This is a genomic window from Pelomonas sp. V22, from assembly GCF_030014915.1.
Lineage (GTDB): Bacteria > Pseudomonadota > Gammaproteobacteria > Burkholderiales > Burkholderiaceae_C > JAUASW01.
Genome location: NZ_JAGIXS010000007.1, coordinates 348,314 through 359,848, shown reverse-complemented (window position 1 = coordinate 359,848; position 11,535 = coordinate 348,314). Strand labels below are relative to the sequence as shown.

Below are 11,535 nucleotides of genomic sequence, written 5' to 3'. Positions count from 1 at the left end.
TCCATGCCCCGCATCGTCCCAGCCGCTCAGGCAGTGCGCCAGTCGGAATGACGAGGGGTTTTGCAGACCTTCCCTAGGAATAGGCGACCCTCGTGGCGCACTAAACAAGGTTACAAAAACCGATGTGGTGGCACTGCTTGAGTCCCTGGCCAGTTTGCGCACTGGACTTGCTCATAGCGCCGCACTACCGGGATTATCTATCGGTGACTTAGTTAAACGACTTGATGCAGCCAAGGAATTTGGTCGCGCCTTTGATGGAGCGCTGTATGCTCACACATCCAAGACACATGGTGATTCAGCCTGGCAATCCGAAATGCCGTAGATCATTCGTCGACAAATACCAGAGGGTAGCCACACCGCCATCGCGATACTAACGCCCGCAAAGGCGGCGCCAATATAATCAACCTGCAGTCACTACTGCAACTTGGATTCGCTGTAGATATGACAGTCCTAAAAGACCTAATCGCCCAGCGCGCCGCCCTGGACGCCCAAATCGTGGCCGCCCAATCCGGTGCACGCGCAGACGCCATCCAGCAAGTGCGCTCGCTGATGGCCGAGCATGGCCTTACCGTTGAAGACCTCACCATCGGCAAGTCGAAAGGGCCGAAATCGGGCTCACATGTCGCGGCTAAGTACCGTGATGCTGAGACGGGCGCTACCTGGAGTGGTCGTGGCCTGAAGCCCAAATGGCTGGCCGCCAAGATCGCAGCCGGCAAGCGCCTTGAGGACTTCGCCGTCTGATTGCTGTATTGATTGACGCGTCGGGATGACGCATAAGCAGAGCCACCCCAGCGGTGGCTTTGTTGCTTCTGGCCGGGAGGCCCAAGCGCGATTTGCCCTCTCAGCTTTGCACCACGCTATCCGACAAAAAGTAGGGAACCGATCGCGACACCCTTTGCGGCGCCTGACTGCAGCAACATCAGGCTCACACATTCATGAATAGCACACAAGGAACCTGCGCGACGCCTCAGTCGAGGGCGCCCTATCTGCGACACGAATACTGTTTAGTTGTGTAAACCGAGACTCACGCTCACATATGTCAAGCTGGGCGTCTTGATTGTTTGGGCAACGTTTCGAACCGAGATCGTCCAGTTGGCGTTGTTGGTCGCCGACCCATCCTCATCGCCCTAGTGAGCCTCTCGAAGCCCACTCTGCAGGCGAATTAATGCGTTCAGTGCATTATTCTTGTAACCAGGTTACGGCCCCTAGTTGAACAAGCAAGTCCGCATGCCGCCAGATTAACGGTACTAGTACGATGAGCCGTTCACAGAACGCTCATGCTCGCTCACAAACCCCAAACAAATAAGGGGCGAGGGGCAATGTTGCATATGCGCGCACCGTCTAGAACGGAGGCTCATCGCCGTTTACTGGCCGCCCGAATGGCAACGCCGCTTCGATCACGTCGCTTTGTGGCTCTTCAGCGCTGGGCGATTCAAAATTGGCATCCGGATATCCAAAGAAATCCGCATCATCTAATCGAGGGCTCAACCTTGACTGAGCCTGCGGCAAAGCAAATTTTTTTGATACGAAATGACGCTCCAGGTCAGGACGCTCTTCCAATAGCTTCGACTTAGTCACGAAGCGAAAGTTGTTCATGACACCACCAGCCGGGCGGGCAACAAAATCCAATACCTCGTTCATCGAACATTTGAGCACCAGGGCTGCCTCCATTATGGATGCGTCAACAATCCAGCGATTGGGCGGCGAAATTTGTGCAAGGCAAATCAGGCGTTGATACGGAATGGGAAGCTGTTGATTGGACAAATTCGCGTGGAGCAACGTGCGCCAAGGCATCGTTCCAACCGAAGCCTTTTCAAGTCCATCAGTTGCATTTAAAAGTTCATTTCGGCTTCGTCGAGCCTCAGAAATTTCACGAGCCTCTCGCAGGAATGCCTGCTCTTCTGATAGACCACTTTCTAGTATCTCCACTTCCGGCAAGCCAAATTCATGAACTTTCCTTAGATATGTAACACTGCGTCGCTTGAAATCGCAATACCGGCCTCCCAAACCCTTGCCTATATATAATGCTCCGTCAGCAAACCGATGCCTATAAACATAATATTCATCGCCTTTTCCGCCCACCTGAATGTCATCACTCGGCGACGCGCCAAAAATATCTAGTTGGTGCATAGGTATTACCTGAAGGTCGTTGCCACTGCTGAGCAACAAGCTTAGCTCATCCTGTCTAACCTAAACCGGCATGTCTTAGGGAAGTGTCGGCTCCTTGCAGCGTTTACTGCCTCTACTTCCACAACGGCCCCAGCTCTACGACCATTTGACTTTAGCGTCGACAGCTCAAATCGGGAGGCATGACGTCGCTGCGATCCAACTCCCCCCTACTCGCTAGCAACCGACCTTCCTAATTCGAGGATATAAGCAGGGTGGTGGAGTCGAAGTCGTATTCACGCACTGTGGAATAGCTTCCAGATTGTTTCGCCCAAGATCGCATACGGTGAGTTCCTTGAGGAGTTCACCGTCAGATGCTGCATTGACTAACGCTTCGGGATGAGGCACACACGACGCCACCCTCGCGGTGGCTTTGTTGCTTCTGGCCGGGAGGTCTAAGCGCTACCTTCGGCCAATGTCTGTGTGAACTGGCTGACTCGGGCTGCCCTCTCGCTCGGGGACAGTTGCTGCAGTGCCAGCAACAACATGGCCACACCATCGTCCTCACAGTAGAGGTGGGCGAGCGGCACCATCAACGCGTCAGCAATCAGCTTCGCCGTAGGCACTGCGGGTTCATGAACGCCCAATTCATATCGGCTGATCCGCGCCCTACTGCTGGACTCATCAATCCCGATGAGCACTCCAACCTTCTCTTGAGACCACCCAAGTGCTTCTCGCCGCGCCCGTAGGCGACGGCCAAAGACAGTGGTGGAACCCTCCTCACGAGACATGTTTCGAGTCTCGTAACAGGGCACATAATTGTCGTCACGTTTATCGTTACATCACCTGATTGCCGAGAAATCTCACGCCCCCTGTCCTCGGCACGAACTGCTGAGCCAACCTATCGGAGAACCCATTGAGCCAAACAATAAGAGAGCTTCTGCGACTAAGTTACTTGAGCTGGAAATCCAACCGTACCGATGAAGAGCACGCTGAGCGCATCGCCCTTTCCAAAAGATACGCAAGTGCCATCTTCAATATTCTTGTATGGCCGATATCTGCGCTACTTTCACTTCTGGGAATCATTGCCGCCTGCCGTCAACCGTACACAGGATTGAATGCAATTCTCGCGACGACGGCAATTCTCCTCGGCTTAGTGTTGGTCAAGAAAGTCGCCGCGGCCATTGAGAATCGATTAGGGAGGACTCCTCTCTTGTTATCACGACTTGCACTTATTGCAATTACCTTACCGCTAACGGCCATTCATACAGATCGTGCTGAAGTCGCTTGGTACGAGTCCCTCACCACCGAAGAAAGAGCGGCATACGACGCCAGACAACAACGCGAAACTGAGCAGCAAGATAGAAAAGATAAATCGTTGGCGGAAGCTGCAAGGCAAGCAGAGTTTGAGGCGCAGCGCAAAGCAAACGAAGCGGCCAATCTAGAGCGACAAGCACAAGCAGTCAAAGAGGCCAATAGCGAGCAAAGGGATTTCTACGCCAGCCTTGGGGCACCCAAGTTGCTTTACCGCTGCGCTAACAATGAGCGGGAAATCGCAATTGGAGCCAAGTTCGGCTCAATCAATTCATTGATCGCGGAGGTGCAAAGCCAATGCGGAGGTACTTACGAAATACTTAAACGCAAAGAATAGTCAACCGTCAACACCTCACACATCACGCCCTCGGAGAAATCCCTGGGCGTTTTCATTTGCCCACTCAGAAAGGACCACCCATGCATTGCCTGCGCGATGCGCCATCTATCGACCTCTTCCTCGCCCAAGCCAACCACTCCGACCTTCAACCTCTGATCAGGAGCCGACTCGACGACCTCGCCGACTTCGACGACATCCCACTGTCGGAGCTGGTGAATATTCACGTCCTCGCTCCCGCAGACTCGCTGGATGCCCTTGACCAGGCCCTCAGGCTCTCGCTGCTCGAAGCCCCCATTGAGCTTTGTGCTCAGCACACCCACTGGTTCGAACTCACCATCATCGTCAGCGACGACGGCTTCGGCCATGTGATCTACATCCCAACCACCACGGAGGACCAACGCCTATTGAACCTATGCAACCAGCTCGCCATCGATGTCAGACAGGAGGCTTCATGAATCGAAGTTTCCACCCACCACCTACAGCCGCCCATCGAGGCGGCTTTTTACTGCCCGAACGGAGGACCGCCGATGAAAGCCGCACTGCACCCCATCGTCAACGCCGAGGTGGCTCGATTGACCGAGGAGCAACTGGAAGCCTGGGAAGAGCGCTCAGCCATTCTCGAATTCGAGGGAGGACACGCTCGCGACTTCGCTGAGGCGTTGGCCTTGATTCTTATCTTTAGGGAACTTATTAACTCCGATGTACCGCGCACTACTGAGTAACTTATATGAGGGGCTCATTCCCTCGGAAAGGAAAACCTAAATGCTTGATATCCGTGTGCTACTCGCCGAGACCTGCCCTTCCCTGTCTCATCGATCGACGCTGACTTTCCAGTTCGGCATGCGCGCCGACGAAACCTTCGTTCTTCGCCTGGTCGCCAATTCATCGAAGGGCATGTTCTCGAACGACTGGGTGACCTGGCCCGACGTTCAGGCCCTGCTGGTCGAAGGTGAAACGCTGACCTTCGCCACGCTGCATCCGCTCTTCGAAGGCAAGTCGATCAACACCAGCGGCTTCCTGCTGGCCGTGCTGCGGCACCTGGGCGTGGTGCAAGCCGACGTCGAAACCGGGCGCGGCTATGTGGCCGGGAATGCCGAAGCGCTTATGGAGCGCATACAGGCCTTGGCCGCCTCCAAGGTGTCTTTGGGTCTGGACGCTCGTCCGGGTTCCATTCGAGGCCGGCGCAAGCTGGTTGCGATGGAGCAGCCCAATGCTGCTGCGTTGGATTCCTAGTCCGGCGCTCTCCTGATCTAGCCAACAGCAACTCGTTGAAACGCAAGGCGGTCGTGGACTCGACCGGGCTCGGCCCCCTATGCCGAACCCAATGACGAACCACCCTGCACTGAGCGAGGTCCACCCGTGCTGTCTCTGGCTTTCTCGCTGCTCGTCGCGGCAGCCGTCTCCTTCGCGTTCAAGTCCACCCGAGCCATCGGGATTCTTTGCATCGCGCTCTTCACGTTTGTCTTTCCCTGGGTTGCTCTGGGCCTGTTGGCCTCGGCGCTGTTCTGCCTTTTCATCTTCCGCTCACGCTGAAAGGACTTCCACCAATGAACTTCCAAGATTGCATTTCCACCGCCACTCAAGCCGCCGTTGATCAAGACGCGCCGGATCATCTACTGCCGCTGCTGATCGCCAATCAGGCGGCTCTCCTGTCTCGGGAGCCTGAAGATCGAGCCGAGATGACCTGCTGGCACTAGGCCAGCTCACCAAGATGCCCACCTCCCTGTCGATTCGATCGGCCGGGAGGTGAGCCCTCCTTCATTTTTTTTGCTACGACCAGGCAGCTCAACTGGGCCTTGGCGATGAGGTGCCGGCAACGAAATTTCAGCAAGGGCAAGCCCGTTTACTTGTCCCTTCTCCAATCACGTGAAGAAGGGCAAATCTAAACAAGCATCTGAAAGCACGTAAATGCGTAAACCAACAAATTCCCTTGTAGAAGCATCTTCAACCGAGAGCAATGCGGAACCGACGTTTCATGACATCCAAGCTGCCACGATCAACAGCGACCCAATCCTGTTGGCAATAGCAGTCGCGCTGGCCGCTTTTGACCCCGACGAAGACGAAGAGACTTGGAGCGTCCGCAGACTCGGACCTATGGCGCGATACGCCCAGAAGACGCCGCTGCACGCGACCGCCATCAAGTGGCTCGCAATGCATTGGAGCAGCGGGGGATTGCGCGGCATGCCGGCGCGATCTTGGGCTACGCCTGACCCAACGACTGGTCGCAGCAAGGCCTGGACATTCGACTCTGAATGGAAGCGCCTGATGCGCTGCAAATTCAAGGACGACGACCTCTGTCTGAACTCTCTCTGCCATGAAGCTGACGAGGCCGACGAGAAGCGTGACCTGAAGAATGGGCCATGGCCAACGATCCATTTGGAAGCACCTTCCTGGGAGGCCGAGCAGGACCACTCGGCAGAACTGCTTCTGCTCCACTGATGCACATCTGTACTTTCGCTGACGTCTAACAGCGCAGGCTGCTCAATAGCGGGTGGTACCGATCTCTGCCCCTCAATGAGCAAGACCTGCTCCTGCGCCGCCTACTGAACGCGGTTTCGGCCTGCGGACCGGAGAACAGGCCCCACCCGAGGCGGCGAGCTGGCACGCGCGGGATCCTGGCAATCTGGTCGGGTCTGGCGCGGGGCGCCGGCAAATCCCGTACACTGAAAACACGCACGAATTGCGCGCCGAAGATCGCAGTCATTGCTAGACATCCCCTAACGGGTCGAGAAGTCTGCAGAACGACGCATCAGGTAAGCAGTACGGAGAGACATGGTTCTGGGAAGGACCGGAAGTCTCCGAGTTGGGCCTTTGCTAGCCCGATCAGCCGCAGGCTAAGCGCTTGCGATTTACTAGCTAACTGAAGATCAAAATGACCGCATCTGATTCGGTCTCGGGCGAACCGGTCCAGAACATCCTGACCGCCGCACCGACACCCATAAAAGCTGGCTCTCCGCCGGCCAATCCTGACACGCCCCCCAGCGTGATCGCAGAAGCTTGCCGATTCATTAAGCAGGCGAATGCAGCTGGCTTGCCGGCTATCCCCATCGATCCGACGCTGCTCAAGCCGAAGGTAGATCCGCTTTACTGGCTGGATCAAGATTCGCTTGAAACGGCGATTGAGCATCACTGGCAGCAAAACCAGAATGATCGCGTCGGTCACCTCGTGGAAAGCTCCCATCTCGTGGCCACGGCGACTACGGGTGCAGCTGACGATGGCTTGCACGGCCTGTGTGAGCGTCACGGCATTGAGCCGCTCCTGCTGATTCTCGGCAAGGGTGGCGTCACGATGTTCTTCAAGCGTGCCTCCACGCGCTCTCTGCGCCAGTTCCCGGCGTCCAGCGAGCTGAAGGTGATGAAGAGCGGTGAGATTGCGCTGCTTCACCCGCAAGGGCATTGCGAGTTCGCCGCCACGTCCGTCGAAGTCAATCAGCAGTTCGAAGAAGACCTGTTGGCACTCGCAATGCAATTGGCCGGCAGCAGCGAAGTCGAGGCTCGCTCGACAGCGGCCGACACCAAGGAAGTTGATCCCCTGGCTCGCTACTCCTTGACTGGTACATCCGCCACGCTGCGGGAACGTGTTCAAGCCCTCGGGGAAGCAATCGGTGGCTTTGCACACCTCGGTCAATGCACGGCCCTCTACGCCGCCCCGAACTGCGGCAAGACGCTGCTGGTGCTGCACGCCATTGAAGCGGCTATCCGCACGGGCTTCATTGCGGCCGGCAAGGTCTACTACTTCAACATGGACGACAACAGCGAAGGACTGCTGGTCAAGGTGTTGATTGCGGAACGACTCGGCTTCCACATGATCGCCGAAGGCCATCAGGGCTTCTCCAGCAGCGAGTTCCTGGCGGTACTGCAGCAGCTCATCCATTCGCCCCACGCAATGGGCATGGTGTTGATTCTGGACACGGTAAAGAAACTGACCGATCTGATGGACAAACGCTCAATGGTGGCGTTCACCGCTGAGATCCGCCGCTTCGTTCTTAGGGGCGGCACGGTCATCGCGTTGGCTCACACCAATAAGCATGTCGGTGCCAATGGCAGCCCGGTCTATGCGGGCACCTCGGACATGGTGGACGACTTCGACTGCGCCTGGACCATGCAGGCGCTGCCGGCCGGCGCTGATTCGAACGCCCGCTTGGTGTCGATGAAGAACTTCAAGCGCCGTGGCCCGCTGCCGGATAGCTTGGTCTATAGCTATGCCGTTTCAAGCGACTACACCGAGTTGCTGGGCTCGGTCCGCCAAGTGCCCGAGGCCGAACTGGCCCAAGTTGAACAGCAGGCCCAAATGGCAGCTGACGCGGACCTGATTGAGATCGTCATCGCCACCATCCTGAAGGGCAAGACGAACCGCATGGAACTGGTGGCCGAAGCCCGCAAAGAGGCTCAGGTGAGCCGCCGCGAGGTCCTGCGCGTGCTCGACGCCTATCGCGGCAGTGATCCTGACCGCCATCGCTGGGACTTCACCGTCATCGCCAAGGGCGCAAAAACCTACCGCCTGATCGGCGCCGCCGAGACCTACTAAACCACAGCCAGCCCACCAGCTTTGCCAGATCCCCAGGCCACCAGCCTGACGGGAGTGGCGGGCCGCTGCGTTGGCGCAAAAGGAACATTCATGAAATTCGATAACTCAACCGGCCTGTCCCTTGACTGGACTTCCTTCAATGTCGAGCCCGCGCACGACGGCGAGAAATATGCCTTCTCCCGCCGACGCACACCACCCTGTGTCGTACGCCTGCCCAATGGCCACGCCATTTGCCCACTGCTCTACCAGACGGTCCTCGCCGCCGTCCTGGCTGCGACGTGCACCAAGAAGGCAGGCCAGCCCCTGAAGAGCTGGCGCTTCTTCGGTCGCGAGATGTGGTCTTGGCTTGAGCATGATGAGAAATGCCGTATCGGCTGCTGCCTGGCCGCCATCGCGCGCAATCCCGACTCGCCGCTCAGCCTCAAGACCAGAGGCAAAGGCCAGACGCATCGCTACATCATCAAGCCAGAGTGCAGCGCCGCATAAGAGCCAAGGCAGCGCCGGCATGAGCCGCCCAGGCCCTGTGCAGTCCACCGGTGCGGCCTAAAGGCGACCCGCATCAGATCGCCACGCCGCGCCAGCCTGCCAGGTTTGCAGCTTCCCGCTGCCCAACGCTGACGGGGAGCCTGGTCCCGACCTGCGCCCCGGCCCTGGCTGGCCCACCCTGCCCCGCATTGGCCCCGAATGGCGCGAATTCCACCGCGTCAGGGGCTACCCCTTCCCGTCCGTTCCCGGCGCCCCTACGGCCCCGGTTGCTCAACCAACTCTTGGAGGTGCACCCCATGAAACTGAAATCCCTTACTCAGGAGTTCGTCGACGGCAAACTGATCTGCCCCGCCGGCGAGCGCTCCATCGAGTTCTGCTGCCCCATCGTGCGCGGCATGTATATCCGTGTTGCCGAAACCAAGCCCGGCGAGGGCATCTACTACCTGCGCTACAAGAGCCCGGACAAGAAGACCAAGCACGAGCGCCTAGGCCGCACCGGCGAAGTCAGCCTGGCCGAAGCCCGCGAGGCAGCCAAGCGCTTCAAGGCCGAACTGGAACTGGGCATGCATCGCCCGGCACCAGCCGTCGTTGTGACCTCGGTAGAGCCTCCGACGCTGAAGGCCTTCTTCTCGTCGAAGTTCCTGCCGTACATCAAGCCGCGAAAGCGCAGCTGGCGTCGGGATGAGGAGCTATTCCGTCTGCGCATCCTGCCTCGATTCGGCAGTATTCGCATCGATCAGATCAGCCGCCACGAAGTCCAGTCTTATCACGGCACGCTGCGTGAAAACGGCTTAAGTCCTGCCACATCCGATCACGTATTGAAAGTTTTTAGACACTCGCTTAACTTGGCAGTGGAGTGGGACTTGATAGAGCGAAATCCGCTGGCTCGCGTCCGACTGTTCAACGAAGACAACCGCATGGAGAACGTGTTGTCCAAGGTTCAGCTCGATGCGCTGATCGAAGTTCTGGAGAGTGATGACAATCGGCCTGCGTGCCTGATCGCGCAGTTCCTGCTGTGCACCGGCGCTCGCCTCAACGAGGCTCTATCGGCTCAATGGGAGCACATCGACTTGGAGAAGCGCCATTGGCTGATTCCGGCCAAGAACTCGAAGTCCAAGCGCCCCCGCCCCGTTCCACTCAACGAGAGTGCTCTGCACGTACTCGGTCAACTTCCCACACGAGGAGAGAAAGGTCACTTGTTCATCAATCGCCAAACTGGAAAACCCTACACAACCCTTATGAAGGTCTGGGACAGACTCCGCAAGAAGGCTGGATTGCCTCATCTTCGGATACATGATTTACGCCATAACTACGCGTCGATGCTGGTCAATGCAGGCCGCACTTTGTACGAAGTTCAGAAGATTCTTGGCCACAGCACAGCCGCTGTAACTGAGCGTTATTCTCATCTCAGCTCTGAAACCTTGCAGGCCGCAGCCAACAAGGCATCGGTACTGGATGCGAAAGCGATCCCGCTGCCGAAGGCGGCATGAATGGAGTGGCCGAGATCACCCTCGGTCACCCATTTTTCACCCGGCGTTCGAGATCAAATGTTGGCAAGCCCTTGATTCGGATCAAGTTTCAATTTCGCGCCAGCGGCAACCGAAGGCAAGCTGGATCGCAGAGAGGTTCACCATTCGGAAGTCCTGAGGTCTAATCAGCACCCTGCCCCTTAGAGATCTTGTACTTAGCGATCTGTGTGGCTGGGACTGTTAATCCGTAGGTCCCTGGTTCGAGCCCAGGTCGAGGAGCCAGATAGAGAGCCCCCAGCATCGCAAGGTGTTGGGGGTTTTTCATTTTTGGCGAACTTTCGATGGTCGGATCAAGCGACCTACCTTGCGCACTCAAGAATGCCCAGCGGCATGCGGACTCTTCAGGAGAGCATACCTCTGCAAGTACGTTGGGCCCTGGTTCAATAGCCTCGAGGAACTAGCCTGTGCAACTCACCAAACTGGTCGCTCATCACATCAGTTTGGGCGGCTTGGAGCGCCCTCACCTGATGACCACTCGTTCGATCGGCTGGCCAACACCACGCTTGGCTTGCGCTTCTGGCTGCACGTGCTCACGCAGCAAGGTCGCTACTCCATCAACTCCAACCGCAGCCTACTAGCATGCCTTCCTGGTTCCTAGGCTAGCGCAAGCACGTTGTAGACGGTCAGAACTCTTGTTGCACCCAGAACTATTTTTCTAAAGCTGCATGGCAGCGTGCAATGCGAATGTTCTTATCCAGAATTGGCACTGCCGCGCTCTTCGTAGCGGCAGAAATGGACTTGTCTTCGGCCAAGGTGCGTCGATCCGCAACATCCCTCTCTACGAGCGCTTTGAGTCCGCCGGCCTTCCTCGCCTCCGATTCCACTGAGGCTGGATTTGCAGTAACCGTGCCATCACGTCTAATTGTGATTATTTGGTACCCTTCTTCACATGCGAACACATCTGCGACAAACACAAGATAGATCAATAGAAATCTACCTGATGACATCACCGAACGGGCAAGGAACTTCATTATCAAATCTCCCATCTCGGAATATGCAACGCTTCGCTTTGTTGTGGCGGCTGAGTCTTTCTGATGTGCCATCGTTAAGCAGAAGCCAAAACTCAACCCACCCAGGAGCACTGACGTTGCATATTCCCTTGGTACGGCAGAACTCGTATGCACCACGGAGCGCAACCTTGGGATCGGAAAAGCCGCACCCATATGCAACGCCACTTTGCCTAAAGGTGTAGTTGTCACTATTCGGAAAGGCAATTACCAATGCGGACCATGTCT

Annotated in this window: 14 protein-coding genes; 11 read left to right on the top strand and 3 right to left on the bottom strand. The window is 57.0% G+C overall.

Going from position 1 to position 11,535, the window contains the following annotated elements; genetic code table 11:
* Window positions 1-441: 441 nt before the first annotated feature.
* The gene (locus J7U46_RS20935) at window positions 442-741 is read left to right on the top strand and encodes an H-NS histone family protein (protein WP_282829151.1); all 300 of its coding nucleotides are present in this window, start codon (window positions 442-444) and stop codon (window positions 739-741) included.
* Between the two features lie 600 nt (window positions 742-1,341).
* Here J7U46_RS20935 and J7U46_RS20930 read toward each other — a convergent pair.
* Window positions 1,342-2,169 (bottom strand): hypothetical protein, encoded by an 828-nt coding sequence (locus tag J7U46_RS20930; RefSeq protein WP_282829150.1) that lies wholly within the window; start codon window positions 2,167-2,169, stop codon window positions 1,342-1,344.
* A 392-nt stretch (window positions 2,170-2,561) separates the two neighbouring features.
* A complete protein-coding gene (locus tag J7U46_RS20925) occupies window positions 2,562-2,897 on the bottom strand; it encodes a helix-turn-helix transcriptional regulator (protein WP_282829149.1) in 336 nt (111 codons plus the stop codon).
* A gap of 125 nt (window positions 2,898-3,022) precedes the next feature.
* Between J7U46_RS20925 and J7U46_RS20920 the strand changes: the two genes are divergently transcribed.
* The 10 genes from J7U46_RS20920 (at window position 3,023) to J7U46_RS20875 (ending at window position 10,261) form a co-directional block, all read left to right on the top strand.
* Window positions 3,023-3,757, top strand: coding sequence for a hypothetical protein (locus J7U46_RS20920; protein ID WP_282829148.1), 735 nt, complete (start codon window positions 3,023-3,025; stop codon window positions 3,755-3,757).
* Between the two features lie 80 nt (window positions 3,758-3,837).
* The gene (locus tag J7U46_RS20915; RefSeq protein WP_282829147.1) at window positions 3,838-4,212 is read left to right on the top strand and encodes a hypothetical protein; all 375 of its coding nucleotides are present in this window, start codon (window positions 3,838-3,840) and stop codon (window positions 4,210-4,212) included.
* Between the two features lie 72 nt (window positions 4,213-4,284).
* A complete protein-coding gene (locus J7U46_RS20910; RefSeq protein ID WP_282829146.1) occupies window positions 4,285-4,479 on the top strand; it encodes a hypothetical protein in 195 nt (64 codons plus the stop codon).
* A 40-nt stretch (window positions 4,480-4,519) separates the two neighbouring features.
* Entirely contained in the window at window positions 4,520-4,990 is a 471-nt protein-coding gene (locus J7U46_RS20905; protein ID WP_282829145.1) for a hypothetical protein, read from the top strand.
* 126 nt (window positions 4,991-5,116) lie between these two features.
* Window positions 5,117-5,290 (top strand): hypothetical protein, encoded by a 174-nt coding sequence (locus J7U46_RS20900; protein WP_282829144.1) that lies wholly within the window; start codon window positions 5,117-5,119, stop codon window positions 5,288-5,290.
* A 14-nt stretch (window positions 5,291-5,304) separates the two neighbouring features.
* On the top strand, window positions 5,305-5,454 hold the full coding sequence (locus tag J7U46_RS20895; RefSeq protein WP_282829143.1) for a hypothetical protein: 150 nt from the start codon (window positions 5,305-5,307) through the stop codon (window positions 5,452-5,454).
* A 211-nt stretch (window positions 5,455-5,665) separates the two neighbouring features.
* Window positions 5,666-6,196 carry a hypothetical protein gene (locus J7U46_RS20890; protein WP_282829142.1) on the top strand — a complete coding sequence of 177 codons (531 nt, stop codon included), beginning with the start codon at window positions 5,666-5,668 and terminating at the stop codon, window positions 6,194-6,196.
* A 433-nt stretch (window positions 6,197-6,629) separates the two neighbouring features.
* A complete protein-coding gene (locus J7U46_RS20885; RefSeq protein WP_282829141.1) occupies window positions 6,630-8,285 on the top strand; it encodes a hypothetical protein in 1,656 nt (551 codons plus the stop codon).
* 90 nt (window positions 8,286-8,375) lie between these two features.
* The gene (locus J7U46_RS20880; RefSeq protein ID WP_282829140.1) at window positions 8,376-8,771 is read left to right on the top strand and encodes a hypothetical protein; all 396 of its coding nucleotides are present in this window, start codon (window positions 8,376-8,378) and stop codon (window positions 8,769-8,771) included.
* A gap of 296 nt (window positions 8,772-9,067) precedes the next feature.
* Entirely contained in the window at window positions 9,068-10,261 is a 1,194-nt protein-coding gene (locus tag J7U46_RS20875; protein ID WP_282829139.1) for a site-specific integrase, read from the top strand.
* A gap of 686 nt (window positions 10,262-10,947) precedes the next feature.
* Here the strand turns inward: J7U46_RS20875 and J7U46_RS20870 are convergent.
* Window positions 10,948-11,271, bottom strand: coding sequence for a hypothetical protein (locus J7U46_RS20870; RefSeq protein WP_282829137.1), 324 nt, complete (start codon window positions 11,269-11,271; stop codon window positions 10,948-10,950).
* Window positions 11,272-11,535 lie beyond the last annotated feature (264 nt).

Excerpts from the sequence above, each read along its gene's own strand:
- J7U46_RS20935 (WP_282829151.1), top strand. The coding sequence starts at position 442 with ATGACAGTCCTAAAAGACCTAATCGCCCAGCGCGCCGCCCTGGACGCC.
- J7U46_RS20925 (WP_282829149.1), bottom strand. The coding sequence starts at position 2,897 with ATGTCTCGTGAGGAGGGTTCCACCACTGTCTTTGGCCGTCGCCTACGG.
- J7U46_RS20915 (WP_282829147.1), top strand. The coding sequence starts at position 3,838 with ATGCATTGCCTGCGCGATGCGCCATCTATCGACCTCTTCCTCGCCCAA.
- J7U46_RS20910 (WP_282829146.1), top strand. The coding sequence starts at position 4,285 with ATGAAAGCCGCACTGCACCCCATCGTCAACGCCGAGGTGGCTCGATTG.
- J7U46_RS20905 (WP_282829145.1), top strand. The coding sequence starts at position 4,520 with ATGCTTGATATCCGTGTGCTACTCGCCGAGACCTGCCCTTCCCTGTCT.
- J7U46_RS20895 (WP_282829143.1), top strand. The coding sequence starts at position 5,305 with ATGAACTTCCAAGATTGCATTTCCACCGCCACTCAAGCCGCCGTTGAT.
- J7U46_RS20890 (WP_282829142.1), top strand. The coding sequence starts at position 5,666 with ATGCGTAAACCAACAAATTCCCTTGTAGAAGCATCTTCAACCGAGAGC.
- J7U46_RS20885 (WP_282829141.1), top strand. The coding sequence starts at position 6,630 with ATGACCGCATCTGATTCGGTCTCGGGCGAACCGGTCCAGAACATCCTG.
- J7U46_RS20880 (WP_282829140.1), top strand. The coding sequence starts at position 8,376 with ATGAAATTCGATAACTCAACCGGCCTGTCCCTTGACTGGACTTCCTTC.
- J7U46_RS20875 (WP_282829139.1), top strand. The coding sequence starts at position 9,068 with ATGAAACTGAAATCCCTTACTCAGGAGTTCGTCGACGGCAAACTGATC.
- J7U46_RS20870 (WP_282829137.1), bottom strand. The coding sequence starts at position 11,271 with ATGAAGTTCCTTGCCCGTTCGGTGATGTCATCAGGTAGATTTCTATTG.